10 protein-coding genes are annotated in these 14,696 nt (G+C 60.7%); 3 read left to right on the plus strand and 7 right to left on the minus strand.

The window, feature by feature from the left end:
- Window positions 1-283 precede the first annotated feature (283 nt).
- From A3AS_RS0108600 to A3AS_RS0108615, 4 genes are all read right to left on the minus strand, one after another.
- On the minus strand, window positions 284-1,639 hold the full coding sequence (locus A3AS_RS0108600) for an integrase arm-type DNA-binding domain-containing protein (protein WP_020508644.1): 1,356 nt from the start codon (window positions 1,637-1,639) through the stop codon (window positions 284-286).
- A 484-nt stretch (window positions 1,640-2,123) separates the two neighbouring features.
- Window positions 2,124-2,963 (minus strand): universal stress protein, encoded by an 840-nt coding sequence (locus A3AS_RS0108605; protein WP_018317194.1) that lies wholly within the window; start codon window positions 2,961-2,963, stop codon window positions 2,124-2,126.
- Window positions 2,964-3,079: 116 nt separating this feature from the next.
- Window positions 3,080-3,469 carry a response regulator gene (locus A3AS_RS0108610; RefSeq protein WP_018317195.1) on the minus strand — a complete coding sequence of 130 codons (390 nt, stop codon included), beginning with the start codon at window positions 3,467-3,469 and terminating at the stop codon, window positions 3,080-3,082.
- A complete protein-coding gene (locus tag A3AS_RS0108615) occupies window positions 3,466-7,575 on the minus strand; it encodes a GAF domain-containing protein (RefSeq protein ID WP_157644237.1) in 4,110 nt (1,369 codons plus the stop codon). Before A3AS_RS0108615 ends, A3AS_RS0108610 begins: the two co-directional genes overlap by 4 nt.
- Before the next feature lie 357 nt (window positions 7,576-7,932).
- Between A3AS_RS0108615 and A3AS_RS0108620 the strand changes: the two genes are divergently transcribed.
- The gene (locus tag A3AS_RS0108620; RefSeq protein ID WP_026201808.1) at window positions 7,933-8,238 is read left to right on the plus strand and encodes a hypothetical protein; all 306 of its coding nucleotides are present in this window, start codon (window positions 7,933-7,935) and stop codon (window positions 8,236-8,238) included.
- Window positions 8,239-9,758: 1,520 nt separating this feature from the next.
- Here A3AS_RS0108620 and A3AS_RS47090 read toward each other — a convergent pair.
- The 3 genes from A3AS_RS47090 to A3AS_RS0108645 form a co-directional block, all read right to left on the minus strand.
- On the minus strand, window positions 9,759-10,127 hold the full coding sequence (locus tag A3AS_RS47090; RefSeq protein ID WP_157644238.1) for a hypothetical protein: 369 nt from the start codon (window positions 10,125-10,127) through the stop codon (window positions 9,759-9,761).
- 577 nt (window positions 10,128-10,704) lie between these two features.
- The gene (locus A3AS_RS0108640) at window positions 10,705-11,382 is read right to left on the minus strand and encodes a membrane protein (protein ID WP_026201810.1); all 678 of its coding nucleotides are present in this window, start codon (window positions 11,380-11,382) and stop codon (window positions 10,705-10,707) included.
- Window positions 11,383-11,600: 218 nt separating this feature from the next.
- Window positions 11,601-12,500 carry a LysR family transcriptional regulator gene (locus A3AS_RS0108645; RefSeq protein WP_018317201.1) on the minus strand — a complete coding sequence of 300 codons (900 nt, stop codon included), beginning with the start codon at window positions 12,498-12,500 and terminating at the stop codon, window positions 11,601-11,603.
- Between the two features lie 99 nt (window positions 12,501-12,599).
- On the opposite strand from A3AS_RS0108645, the gene A3AS_RS0108650 reads away from it, so the two are divergent.
- Complete coding sequence (locus A3AS_RS0108650; RefSeq protein WP_026201811.1) at window positions 12,600-13,805, plus strand: arabinose transporter; 1,206 nt, start codon at window positions 12,600-12,602, stop codon at window positions 13,803-13,805.
- Window positions 13,802-14,587 carry a carboxymuconolactone decarboxylase family protein gene (locus A3AS_RS0108655; protein WP_018317203.1) on the plus strand — a complete coding sequence of 262 codons (786 nt, stop codon included), beginning with the start codon at window positions 13,802-13,804 and terminating at the stop codon, window positions 14,585-14,587. Before A3AS_RS0108650 ends, A3AS_RS0108655 begins: the two co-directional genes overlap by 4 nt.
- Window positions 14,588-14,696: the final 109 nt, after the last annotated feature.

The raw sequence follows: 14,696 nt of genomic DNA on the forward strand, positions 1-14,696 counted from the left end.
GATGTAATTAGGTTGCCAGGTAATAGGAAAATGTCGCGTGATGTGAAACGCCGTCGCAAGAACCGTGGCATGCCGCCGCCCGCACCGTTCGATTTCGATACGCTGCCGGGCAGCTCCAATTTGACGGCATTGGAGGTCGCCGCGATTATCCGGCGTACGCCTGGAGCGCTCGAGCAATGGCGACGCAACCCGAACCACTCGTTGAGATGGCGCTACGTCGATGGGCGCCCGCTCTATCGTGTTGATGCGGTGCGCGACTATCTGGCTGGGTGCGACAAAACTACTAGCCCTCAGCCGCATAATGCTCGCGGAGACGACCGAGCAGTTCTGCCTTAATACCATCTAGCGGATTCGTCCGCTGCAAGCGCACGACCTTGCCGACCCGTTTAGCGCCGACCAACTGCGCGATATAGTCATGTGCAGCTTCAAAGGCCATCTTGCGGATGATCCACTGTTCGTCGTGGTTATAGACCTGATCGATTCCACGCGGCTTTTGCCCGACACACAGCCGCTGGATTTCGTTGTCGTAGCCGCACCGTGACATGATGGTGCGCAAGCTGCGCCTCAAATCATGCATGGTGAATTTGGCGACACCTGCTTCTTTGACCAGACGGCTGACCATCTTGGTGAAGCCCGACATCTGGCCGCCTGTCTTCGGTGACGGGAAGACATAGTCGGACGTTGCCCGCTGGAAATATTTCGCCGCTGCGAGCACTTCGTCAACGAGGTGGGTCCGCGGCACGTCGTGGTGCAAGCCCATCTTGGTCCATGCCTCATCAAAGGTAACGCGGTCATCCATGATGTGCTTTTGCCACTGGATCATGGTTGGCTCGCTTCGGCGCGGGCCGCTGAGCAGGCACATGCGCGTCAATAGCCCAAACGCTCCAAGCTTGCCGGCCGCTTGCCAGACCTTGATGATCTCCTCGTCGGTCAGCGCCCGCCCCTTTGTGCGACGCCCGAGCCGCTGCGCCCGGGTTTCTTTGGGCGCGCGATAGCCGGCGAGCACGTTGTGCTCGACGTAACCTTCACCGACACACCATTCGAGGAAGGTGTGCACGTGCTTGCGCAAGTCCTTGGCTGCACCGCGCTTGCCGGTCTTGGCGATCTTGTCGACCGCCGCCATGATTTGCCGCCGCGTCAGGTCGCCGATGGCGAGATCGACATGAGCCTTGAGACCGCGCCTGAGCGCCGACATCGCTGGCTTCCAGTTGACGACTTGGCGTCCAGTCAGCGACGTTTCGTAGGGGCCGTCCTCTACGATCAGGTTCGCCAGCGTGATGCACTCCCGCTCGGCCAGCTGTTGCCGTTTGGCCTCGCGCTTGGCGTCGTTCGGATCGCTCCCCTTGGCCACTTCGCCGGCGGCGATGGTAGCGGCCTGGCGCGCGGCCTTCTCGTTGAACTTGGGCCATGCACCCAACGTCTTGCGTTGCGTGCCCCTCGCCCCAGGCTTGGTAAACAGGTAGACCCAAGTCCGGCCGCCAGTCGCGCGCATCCTGATCGCAAGCCCAGGCTGCTCGGTGTCGTGTAAATAGTGCTGGGACTTACCCGATGGCAGCGTGGCCGCGCGGATAGCCGCGTCAGTGAGCCTTAAGTAGTTCGTCGTCACTCCAGCGCTGAGGCCTTTGTCGCTCGCTTCCATCGTCCCTGCCTCCCTCCTTCCCCCGCTACACGGCGCCCACAACCCGTTCGCTCCATGTCCCGACTTTGTTGTGCCCACAGGGAAAGTCCACGAAGGGCACAGCTGGGGCATACAAGATATGGGATATCCAACTATGGCCCACTATGGTCGCATATGGACAATTGTCCTTATACAGCAGCACTTTCTCTAATTTTACTATGGCGAAATTTGGTTGGGCGCGGTCTACAGATTGTGGTTCACACGGGAGAGGTCCAAGGTTCGATCCCTTGTGCGCCCACCATTCGTTTCCTGAACCCAGCCGGATGCGGACGATCGCCCAAGCCTCATGGCTGTCGGGACCGTCGGTATCAAAAATGTCGAAAACAACCCCATGCACAGTAGCCGGCCCCAGCCGGATCAATGGGTTGCGCCTTTACCGAACCCTGGTTTGGCTCGTCAGGCAAGACAGGAGCAGGACGGCATGATCTGAAGAGGGGCGCGCGTTCTAATGAGCCATCAGGACAGGCAGCTGCGCATGCTCCATGATATAGCTGGTCGCCCCGCCGAATATCATTTGCCGCAAGCGGGTGCGTGTGAAGGCTCCCTTGATCAAGAGGTCGCAGCCTTCAGCTCTGCAGGCATCGAGCACTGCCTGTCCGGTATCACGATTCTCCAGTTCAACCGTTCTCGCCTGCGCTGCAATGTCATTGTACCGCAGTTGCTGGAGGATCTGATCGGCAGACGGTCCTGGTACCGCTTGGCCGCCAACGACGGTTAGGACTGATACCCTTTCGGCCAGACGAAGCAACGGCATGGCAAATGCGTTGGCCCGAGCTTGCTCGGTACTCCCGTTCCAGTGGATCATGATGTTTGTTGCGACGCTTCTCGGTGCATTCGATGGCACAAGTAGAACGGGCCTGCCGCTCTCGAACAGCGCGGACTCAATCGCGCGGCGGTGAGGGCCCGCAGCATCAATGTCAGACCGTGCCATCACGATCAGATCGAAGGCGCGCCCGTAACTTCCGACAAAGTCTTCGCCCTCAGGCGCGCTCTCCAGCCAGCCGAAACATGGTCGACCCGATCCGGCAGGGGATCGAGGAACATCGTGCTTCAGCATGAATGCGTCGAAAAAGTCGCGCATGTCGTTCAATTCGGCTTCGCTCTTCACTTCATACGTATCTAACAGAATGCCGGTGGCCAATTCCGCGGCTAGATATTGCGGGATGCCGAACCGGAGCGGAAAGCCTTCGATATAGGCGCCGGTACGTTGCGCAAGGCGTACGGCGACATCGAGCGTGGATGTCATCATCGGAATATTCTGAAGCGGGACCAAGAGCGTCTTCATTTTCGACCTCCGGTGTTTGCAGTGAGCAGTGACGCAGGATGCCTAGTTTCGCTTGAATTGATGCCTACGATAATTTCACTTCGCCTCGTTCCGGTTGTCATCAACAATGCTTGCGGTCATGCGACCTGCTCAAGCCTCGCATCGATCTCCTGGCGAAGCGCCGCGAAGTCGATTGGCTTGGTCAACAGGTCGGCTGCGCCGTTCGCCAGCGCCTTGCGCCTGGTCTCGGCGTCACCATAGGCCGTGATCATGATGACCGGTACATCGGGGCGGGCCGAGCGCACGATAGGCAGCAGCTCCAGCCCGCTCATTCCGGGCATGTTGATGTCGGACAGGATCAGAATCAGGGTTGCATCCTCTGTCTCGGCCGCGCGCTCCAACGCCAGCGGTGCCGACGGTACAAATTCCATGCGAAAACGACCGCAGCGCAGATCGCGCCGAAACTGCTGGCGGAACAGCACCTCGACATCGGGCTCGTCGTCAACCACCATTATGAAGACGCTCAACTTCTGCCTCCGGTCTGCAATGGCGCCGCCAGCCTACGCGGCAGCCTGATGATGAACTCCGTATAATCGCCGGGCTCGGTATCGACCTCGATGCTGCCGCCGTGCTGTTTCACGATGATGTCGTGGCAAATTGAAAGGCCAAGGCCAGTTCCTTCGCCTGCGGGCTTGGTTGTGAAGAATGGGTTGAATATCTTCTCTCTCACGTCGGCCGGGATGCCGGCGCCATTGTCGCGAATCCGGATCTCGACGGCGGCGCCGAGGTTTGTGGTCGTCGCGCGCAGCCTTGGCTCGAAGCCGTCGCCGGCGGCGTCCTTTTGTTTGCTCGCCGCGTAGAAGCCGTTTGAAACGAGATTGAGGAACACCCGCGTGATTTCCTGCGGATACAGATCGAGCGCGCCCGCAGACGGATCGAGGTTCCTTTCAAGCGTGATATTGAAGCCTGCTTTCTCAGCGCGCGCTCCGTGATAAGCAAGGTTGAGGCTTTCCTCGAGGATGGCGTTGATATCGGCCGCGCGGCGTTCGCCAGACCCGTCGCGAGAGTGCAGAAGCATATTCTTGACAATGGAATCGGCGCGCGTTCCGTGCTGCACGATCTTTTCCAGGTTGCCTTGCAGCATGTGTATCAGCGCGTCGATGTCCAGCCTTGCTGCCTCGCCGAGCCCGGCCGAGCGCAGCGCGTCGCCGAGTTCGTCGATGAGTTCGGAGGAAAGCGCAGCGAAATTGTTGACGAAATTGAGCGGGTTCTTGATCTCATGCGCAATGCCGGCGGTGAGTTGCCCGAGCGAGGCAAGCTTCTCGGTCTGGATCAACCGATCCTGCGCATTTCGCAATTCCTCGAGCGATTGCGACAGTTCCATGGTGCGCTCGCGCAGCTCGTTCAGCAGGCGTGCATTCTCGATCGCGATCACGCCCTGGTGCGCGAAATTGGACACGAGCTCGATCTGCTTGTCTGTGAAGGGTTTCACTTCCTGGCGGAAGATCGTGATGGTCCCGATCAGCTCATCTTCCCTGAGCATCGGCACGATGACGAGCGTCCTTGCGCCGGCAAGGTCGGCAAGCGCGCGAACGTTCGGGTTGCCTTCGACATAGGGCGGCTGAGTCCTGATATCGTCGATATGAACCGTCTGATGGGTTTTCTCGACGGTGCCGAGCCCGCTCGCCGGATGTGGGCGGATGCTCTGGTACAGCCGGGTATCAACATAAGCCTGTGGCGCGTTATGCAATGCGACCGTGCGAAAGCCGCCGTCCTCATAGAGATTCATGGTGCCGAAGCCGGCGCCGCAAATTCGCGTCGCGTTCTCCAGCATCTTGTCGAACACCGGAGTCAATGCGCCCGATGAAGCGCTTATGATCTCCAGCACCTCCGACGTTGCCGTCTGCCGCTCCAACGATTCGTTCAACTGCTCGAACAGACGCACGTTGCCGATGGCGATGACAGCTTGATCTGCGAAAGTCTGAAGCAGAGTGATCTGCTTGTCGTCGAATGGGCGCACCTCCATACGACGCAGTACGATCGCCCCCATGCTCTCGCCTTCGCGCAACAGCGGCACACTCAAAACAGTCCGAACGTTGGAGCGAACCGCATATTCGCGTCCTATCGGGTAATCCTCTCCATCGGGCCCAAGCAAGTCGCGCACTTGAACGGTGCGACGATCGATAATCGCCCGGCCGGTGGGCGATTTGACACTGATCGCCCGCCGGCTCCACACCACGGGAACTTGTCCATGATGGGCCTGGATGACGATGTCGTCGCCATCCCTCAGAACGACCAGCGCATCATATGCCTCGCAAAGTCCGCATGCGCTTTCCACGATCGCCTTGAGCACCGGACCGACCTCGGTCGGCGAGGAAGCGATAACCCGCAAGATATTGGCGCTGCCGGTCTGGTACGTCAGCGCCTCAGACAGATCCCGCGTTCTGGTCTGCAATTGTTCGAACAGCCGTACATTCTCGATGGCGATTACGGCCTGGTCGGCAAAGGTCTGCACGATCTCAATCTGTCGCGGGGTAAACGGGCCCGGCTCCGGTCGCGCCAAACTGAGCACCCCGATCGCGGCGCCCTCGCGTACCAGAGGTATGTTGAGGGTCGCGCGATAGCCGCCGATTCTCGCGAGGTCATGCCGCGAGAAGTCGGGGTCTTTCATGAGATCGGCGACATGGTCGACCCGGCCGGTGAGCGCAGCCCGGCCGCTCGGCGTGTCGCGGCTCGGCGCAAGCGGTTGACTCTTGCGTAGCGCGACCCATTCCGGTGGGTTGTTATGGGCGGCCTCCAGGTGCAGCAGCCCATCGCGAATGAGATAGATCGCTGCTCTGGGGTCGCCGCAGAGCCGTGCGGCCGAGCTGACAAGCGTTTCGAGAACATTGGGCAAGTCGAACGCCGAACGGCTGATTACCTTGAGCACGTCGGCCGTTGCGGTCTGCTGACGCAGCGACTCGCTGAGATCCTCACTGCGTTGGCGCAACTCCTTGAGCAACCGCGCATTCTCGATGGCGATCACGGCCTGGTCGGCGAAGGTGGCGACCAGCTCGATTTGTTTTTCCGTGAAGGGCTGCACGCGCTTGCGAGCGATCACGATCGCGCCGATCGGCTCATTTTCGCGCATGAGGGGAACACCGAGCGCCGTGCGCTGACCAGCCATGGTCGTCGACTCGCGCAGCCCGTATTCGGGGTCGGCAGCGACATCGAGGATCTGCACCGGGCGGCGCTCGAGTACGGCCCGGCCTGTAACCGTGCTCCGGCCGGGCGTAATCGGGTGACCCTGCAGGAACGCGATGTATTCCTCGGAAAACCCCACCGCTGCTCCGGCCTGGTATTCATCGCCCTCGCGACGCATGATGAACGCCATCTCCGCTTCGCACAGCCGTGCCGCCGAATCGACCAGCGTGTTGAGCACGGTCTGCAGATCGAAGGTCGAGCGGCTGATCACCTTCAGCACGTCTGCAGTCGCGGTCTGCTGCTGGAGCGATTCGGCGAGATCGCGGGTCTTCGCTTGGACCTCATCGAACAGCCGGACATTCTCAATCGCGATCACGGCCTGATCGGCGAAAGTGGAGACCAGGTCGATCTGCTTGTCCGTGAACGAGTTCACGGCCTTGCGACCCAGGAACAGCACGCCGATCGTTTCTCCGGATCGAAGCAAAGGTACGCCCAGGAGGGTCCGGTAACCGCCGGCCCTCTGCTGCTCGGGATAAGCGTATTCGGGATCGGCCACGACATCCTGGATCTGGACAGCCTTGCCGGACAGCAGGACGCGCCCAACGACGCTGCCGCGTCCAGCATTGAGTCGAATGCCCGCCGAGACTTCGGCCCACTCGGGCGAGAAATTGTACCGAGTTGCATGATAGTAGCCGTCGGCGTCCTGCCGGACGATTGCCGCCATGTCGGCACCACTCAGCCACGCCGCCGATTCCGTGAGCGTGTCGAGGACGGTTTGCAAATCAAACGCGGAGCGGCTGATGACCTTCAACACATCGGCGGTCGCCGTCTGCTGCTGCAGCGATTCCCGCAAGTCGTCAGTGCGCGCCTGCACCTCATCGAACAGCCGCGCATTCTCGATGGCGATAACGGCCTGATCGGCGAAAGTCTGCAGAAGTTGCACATGATGCGGAGCGAAGTTACCGGGCTCGACCCGCGTTACGCTGATCATGCCGATCACCACGCCTCCGGTCGCGAGCGGAACGAACAACATGCTGCGAAAGCCGCGGGCGCGCGCGATGAATTTGATGTCGTTTGTCAGCGCTTCGGTATCGGGGGTCGGCACCACCTTACCGGCCCGCGTCCTTTCAAAACTCTCGAAATCGGCAATCGGCCGCGGAAACATCTGCTGCAAAGCATGATCGGCGGCAGAATTGGTCGGCGTGAAGGCCGCCAAATGGGCAGTGCCGTCGATGAAGCGGAATACGGTCGTCGAAAAGCCGCCGAGCAAGGCATTGGCGCGCCTCGCGATCGCATCGAATACCGGCTTTACCTCCGATGGCGAACTGGCAATGATTTTGAGGATGTCCGCGGTGGCGGTCTCGCGATCTTGTGCGGCGCGCAATTCGGCCAGGAGCCGCGCGTTCTCCTGCTGCAATTCCGCCACAACGCCCTGAGGAAGCGCGGCCATGATGAAAATCCAGGTCGCCAGCCGGTTCGCGGCCGACGTCAAAATCCAATCAAGAAAGCGTCGGAATTATTCCACCATCAGGTGCCTGCGACCAGACGTATCGTTAGTTGATTTTCAATCGACCACGCGTCAATTCGCCTCCTCGATCTACCGAAGCAGCCAGCTCCACAAGTCGCGCTGCTTTGGTCCACATGGTGGCAGATCGCCGGATCCAGGTGCGGCTATTGCGGCGGCTGATTTCGGACCGCCTCTGATCTCCCAATGCGAGATACGGGTTGATTTAATTTTGCGCTAGCTTTTTCCGCACCAATGCTTCAGACTTGCCTTTATTATGGATTTAATTTTAAGGGCGTTCCGATGGGAAAACCTGCCGTTTCCCGCGATGCTTTCCGTGGGCTGTTTGCTTTATATGCTGCGAGGGCGCATCACGACCGTAAGACCGAGGGCGAACATTGTCTCTTGAAGCTGTTCGGATCTGCGGAAGATTTACCCGATGCTTTACTGCTGCAGTGTTCGGACAGAGCTGAGCTGCTCCGCTCTGAAACCGTTGGTCGCTTGGTGAGCCCGCGCGTCCGTCAAATCACGAACGGCAACGCTCAATATGACCATGCCAGCGACTTTCTGCACTCGCTACTGAGAGACCTTGAGCAAAAAGTGCACTAATCGATACTCGCTGCGCCATCGTCGCTGATCCAGGAGCAATTGAATCTGGTGATGCGAGCCAACTCATGCTGGGCGAAGCGGAGCGATCAATCAGCTGCACCAGATACCCGGAGCATGGCAGGGACGCCTACGGGCCAACGCGACGAGCCAAATGTTATGTCCGTTTACGATCCACTACGGGAAGAGCTACAGCGCACAGGAGCGCAAACGATTCGGCTCACGTTCTCGGAAATTGAAGCAATTCTCGGCAGACCGTTGCCGCCGTCAGCGTACAAGTTCAATGCCTGGTGGGGAAACAGTTTGCGCAAAGCTGGGCACACGCAATCTATGGCTTGGCTCCATGCCGGCTTTGCGGCCAGGGTTTCATTAAGACAGCGAGCCGTGGAGTTCATCGATCTTGAAGAACTTCATCGCGCTGGGCTGTGCGCTGCCCGTACCGACAAGGTCCATCAGAGATCATCTCCAGAAGCGCACGTCAGGAGCGCATCGCGTCAATCGCGTGGGCTATCAGGACCGCAACGCTGACGCCGATAAGAATAACGAGGACCCAGTTCAAAAACACGTTCGCCTCCACCTTTGGAATTGAACGCGAGCAACTGTGCACAGTCAAAAACAACCGGCCAAAATCATTAATTTCGGCTTGGGTTGAGGATTCAATGTAACTGTTGCGTCCGTTGTCGGCCCTATCGATGGAATGCCATGAATAGAAGAACCCCGACAACGCACGCCGCGAGCGAGAGCAAGTAAATACCCACGGCAAATCCCGACTCATCTCGAACTGGAGATTTAAATGGGAACTCGCATTATGCGTCGGTCAAGCCCAAAGCTTACTGGAAACGGTTGATATGACCTTTAAGCTTCCTGCTGCGGCAATCATGGCACGGCAGCCGAAAGTCTCTGCCGCGACACTCCAGCTTAAATGACTGAATTAAAGGCACTTTGCCACGGAAATCAGGTTTGATTTAATTCCGCTCTCACGCGACTGCAACCGGCGCATTCAAAGCAAGAAGCGCGCGATTTGCGTTGCTCGCACACGCCTTGCCGACGCCTTTTTCCACATTTATGACAAGCGACCTCGGTTTGGGGCCGAGGTCGCCAACCTTGGGGAAGGTTTGCTCCCGACGGGGGCTTTTGATTTGGGGACTTGCCGGGAGCTTGGATTCGACTCGGAATTGGGAAAGTCGTTCCGCTTACCGAGCAAATAAAAGCGGCCTCAGCGAACGGGTGCCGGGGCCGCTGCATTTCCGACCATTCATTCAGCTCACCTGTCCTATCGGGGCTCGTCCCAATAGTCATCGGACTTGTAAGCGCTATCGGTCCACAGCAGCCCTGGCCGCGCGCGTTCTTGGAGCAGTCTGGGCGGCTGAGGCCGGCTGGGCTCTGCTTCGGCCTAGAGAGCCCATGGGCCGGAGCAAAACAGCAATCCACACTTCACGGTCGCGTGCACGAAACCATTTTGGCGGCCAAACGAAGCGGCGCTGAAACATCGCCGTCCGATGCTGAGATGGAGTGAGGGAGGATTAAATGCGCAGCCTAATTTTCGGGGTAGTGCTCGTAGCGCTAGCAACGATCGGATCTTCATCTTTTGTTTCGGCCGCTCTTTCGGCAACGCGGGATGCGAAGTCCGCAACGATCTCAACGCGGTTCGCGCCAGCACCAAATGCTGCCTGCACTTTCGCCCCCAGGCCGCGGGCGGGTTTGAGCGTGCGTTCTTGAGCGGCTGTTTTCCAAACCATGGAACGGCACTCCGCTGGTCGATCAGAACCTGATTCAATTTCAACGGCTTGAACGAATAACAATTGCAACCAAGGATAATTGCGCATTGTGCGTAGCTTGGGGATACCTGCTACTAGGTCAACGCATCTGCATTTTCCGAATCGACGTTCCATGGTCGCTGGCTCATGCGTCGTATTCGGGGGTGTAGGTGTGAGCCAGTTTCTATCGATGCTGCTTCTAACAACAGCCGTGGTTCTAACCGTCTGCTTCGGGGTGGCGGCCTGGCGCCTCTCTGACGAAAAGGACACCGACATCACTGGCCAGATCGCACGCCAGTCGTATGGATGGAAAGCGGCACCGGCCAGATAACCCTTTCGCTTGCCTCCTGCGCTCTCTGGCCTGAAATGCCGGTTGCGCTTCCCTGGCACGGTCCTTGCCAATCCCGGCCTATCTTTACCGGTCCTGGCAGGGAGCCGTTTCGCGATGAAACAGAAATCTCGAACCCCAAAGCCGCAAAGGCCTACTCTGGCACACATAGCTTCCGATTTGGTGAGATTGCTTAAGGCAATACAGGATCTCGAGGGCCTCAGAGAGAAAGTCCGGCTAGCAGAAGCCGCTCGGGTATTGCACTAAGCCTGGCGGGTAGAGGCGCATTATTAGCGTGTGGCTAGATCAGCGCCGTCGCCCTGAAGCCTGTCGTTCGCAGGCGATCACGGCGCCCGCCGGCGGAGGTGCAAGACGGAGCAAGCTTCAGGCGACCCGCTCCGGCCGCCAGGCCGCGTAGAGACCAACAAGCGTCCCCATGGCGGCCAGCGCTGCCGCCAGCAGCACCTGCAATTCCCCATCATCGGTGGGGCCTACCGACGACACGAGTCTGGTCACGATCACGAACAGAATGCCCACGGCGGCCGCTGCACCCACACAGAGATAGGCGAGCTCCCGCGTCAGGCTGCGGCCGAGAAGTCCGAGCGCCGTGAAATACATCGCGCAGGCGTTGGGATGAACGAACAAGGCGATGCGGGCGTAAGCGCCATAGGCGTCGAACAGGGACTCACATCGGCGCAGGGCCGCCTTCGAGGCCACCCGCTGCAGGAACGGCCTGAAGAACCGAGCCTGTCCGTAACTCAAGACGGCGCCCAGGATGATGGCGAGCCACGCCACGACAAAGACGGAGCCATCCGCGGACTTCGGATTGAGCGCCACGGACATCAGGATGAGGGCGGTTCCGGGAAAATAGCCGAAATACGGGAAGACCGCTTCCAGCAGCACGCAGACGAACATGAAGACCAGAAACCATGACGACCCTGTCGCGCCATGGACGATGGCGTTCAGATCGAAAAGGTTCGTCCTGTACAGGACGAGGTACATGCACATGGCCAGTACAGCCAGCGCGTAGAACGGCAACGCTCCCGACAGAAACCGTCTCATCCAACCATCGGGCTTTGTTTCGCGGACACGGCGGAGACCATCGATATCAAGACAAGACAACGGAAACGCATGGCTCATGCTTTAGGCGAATGGGATTGCTCCTGCAATCCTCGTCTCACCCTGCACACCCCATGCAATCGATCAAATCTCCATGTTCTGCGCGCCTGAAGTGCCGGACGCGGGTCATTCCGTTCGACTTGCCGATTCGACTTGCCGTTCTACTTGCCGCGGTATCGCAGCGCCTCTACCAGCAGCGAGAAGGCCGGCGAAGGCTGGCGCCGGCTGGCATAGTAGAGATGGTATCCCGAGAACGGCGGACACCAATCCGAGAGCACGCGGACAAGACGTCCCTCTGACAAATACGGCTGCACATGTCCCTCGGTGAGGTAGGCAAGGCCGAAGCCCTTCAACGCTCCGTTCAAGAGAAGCCCCGCGCTGTTGAACACGAGCTGGCCCTCCACCCGCACATTGAGCTCCCGCCCGTTCTTCTCGAATTCCCAGGCATAGAGGCTGCCGCCGTGCGTGGGCAGGCGCAGATTGAGGCAATTATGCTGGGTCAGATCCTGCGGCGTCTTCGGGCGCTTGCGGCCAGCAAAGTAGGACGGAGAGCCGACGACGGCCATCCGGAGATCGGGGCTGACGCGCACGGCGATCATGTCCTTGGCGACAAGCTCGCCGGGACGGATGCCCGCATCGACCTGCTGCGCGACGATGTTGGTGAGCCCATAGTCGATGATGATCTCGACATGGATGTCGGGGTATTTCGGCAGGAGCTTTCCCAGCGCCGGCAGCAGGATTTCGCTGGCGGCATATTCCGTCGCGGTCAGCCGCACGGTTCCGGCAGGCTTTTCGCGAAACTCGCCGAGGGCAGCGAGATCGTTGTCCATCTCGGTGAACTTGGGGCCGATGCTCTGGAACAGCCGCTCGCCGGCCTGCGTCGGCGTGACGCTCCGCGTCGTTCGATTGAGCAGCCTGACACCCAGCCGCTCCTCCAGATTCCGGATGATCTGGCTCAGCGCGGACTGTGTCATGCCCAGCTTCGCCGCCGCGCGCGTGAAGTTGCGCTCCCGCGCCACGGCCAGGAAGGCAAGAAGGTCGCTCGCGTCGTCCCGATGCATTGATTAGTCACTCTAATAACTTCATTCGAAATCTATCACCTAATCAAGGCACGGCGAAGGTCCTAGGTTCGGAGCAGCCACCAGGAGCCCTGAATCAGCATGCCAGTGACAGCCATGCAGCCCGTCGCCTCGCTTCGCGTCACGGCGAATTTGCTGCCGATCATGGCGGTCGTCTTCGCAGCCTTCCTCGTCATCGGCATGGCGATGCCCGTGCTTCCGCTTCATGTGCACGACGGATTGGGGTTCGGCACGTTCGTGGTCGGCCTGGTCGCCGGCGGCCAGTTCGCGGCATCCCTGGTCTCGCGGCCATGGGCCGGCCACGTCTCGGACAGGAGCGGGGCGAAGCGCGGTGTCATCGCCGGCCTCATCGCGGCCGCGGCGTCCGGGCTGTTCTACCTGCTCTCGCTCGGCTTCACCGAGGCTCCACTGGCCTCGGTGACCATTCTGCTGCTGGGCCGCGGCCTGCTCGGCGCCGCCGAGAGCTTCATCATCACGGCCGCGGTCAGCTGGGGGCTGGTCCTCGTCGAGAGCGGCAACACCGGCAAGGTCATCGCCTGGGTCGGTTCGGCGATGTTCGCCGCCTTCGCTATCGGCGCCCCAGCAGGCTCAGCGCTTTACGCCACCTACGGCTTTGCCGCGATCGCGCTCGCGACGACGGCAGCGCCGCTGCTGGCTCTGCTGTTCGTGATGCAGCTTCCCGCGGTGGCGCCGGTGCAGCAAGTGCGCCTGTCGTTCGCCAAAGTGCTCGGCGCGGTATGGGTGCCGGGCCTCGGATCGGCCCTCGGCAGCGTCGGCTTCGGCGCGGTGACGACGTTCGTCGCCTTGCTGTTTGCCAGCCGCGGATGGGCCAATGGATGGCTTGCTTACACGGCCTATGCCCTCGCCTTCATCCTGGCGCGCGTCTTGTTCAGTCATCTGGCCGATGCGATCGGCGGCGCCAGGGTTGCGCTTCTCTGTGCCCTGGTCGAAGCCGCCGGGCAGGCCCTGATCTGGCTTGCGGCACGACCCGAGATGGCGCTGGCCGGTGCCGCGCTCACCGGATTCGGCTTTTCGCTGATCTATCCCGGCTTCGGCGTCGAGGCCGTGCGCCGCGTCCCCGTGCAGAACCGCGGCCTGGCCATGGGCGCCTACACCGCCTTTCTCGACATGGCCCAGGGGATCGCGAGCCCGACGCTTGGATTGATCGCCACCGGAGCAAGGCTGAACGTTTTGTTTTTCGCCAGCGCCGTCGCCGTGCTCTGCGCCGCGCTGGTCGCCTGGTGGCTGCTGGCGCACCCGTTCACCGTCGAAGGACATCCGCAATGAGAACGCTCGCAACCACCTTGTTGTCATTCTGGCTCATCGCCGGCGGCCCGGTCGCCGCGGACACGGCAGCCGTCAAAGGAGCAAATCCCATGTCGACATCGGAAGTCATCCGCGCCGTTGCGCCGGCGCTCGAAGCCTACGCGCAAAAGTTCGTCATCGGCGATCTCTGGAAGCGTCCCGGTCTTTCGCCGCGAGACCGCAGCATCGTCACGGTCGCGGCGCTGATCGCGCGCAACCAGACCGTGGAGCTGCCCGACTATTTCGCACGCGCGCTCGACAACGGGGTGAAGCCGGCGGAGATATCGGAGATCATCACGCACCTCGCCTTCTACACCGGCTGGGCGAACGCGGTGGATGCGATCCCGGCGGCGCGCGACGTCTTCAAGAGCCGCAACATCGGGGCTGATCAGCTGCCGCCGGCCTCTGGGCCGCAACTGCCGCTCGACGAAGCCGCGGAGAAGCAGCGGGCGACCCGCGTCGGCGAGCAGTTCGGGCAGATCACGCCAAGCCTCGTCCGGTACACGACCGACGTGCTGTTCCGCGATCTCTGGCTGAGGCCGGCGCTGGCGCCACGCGACCGCAGCCTGGTCACGGTGAGCGCGCTCATCGCGACCGGTCAGGTCGCGCAGGTCACCTATCATTTGAACCGCGCGATGGATAACGGGTTGACGCGGGAGGAAGCCGGCGAGGTGCTCGGCCATCTCGCCTTCTATGCCGGCTGGCCCAACGCATTCTCCGCGGCGCCGGTGATCAAGGACGTCGTCGAAAAGCGGCCGCGCTGAGCGGAGACGTGCCGTGATCAGGCGCAGGGACGTGCTCATTGGCGGCAGCACCGCCGTTATCATCGGAATTCGCCGCGCGCAGGCGCGCGCGTCGGACGCACAGGAGACG

It is taken from the genome of Bradyrhizobium sp. WSM2793, assembly GCF_000379585.1.
Taxonomy (GTDB): domain Bacteria; phylum Pseudomonadota; class Alphaproteobacteria; order Rhizobiales; family Xanthobacteraceae; genus Bradyrhizobium.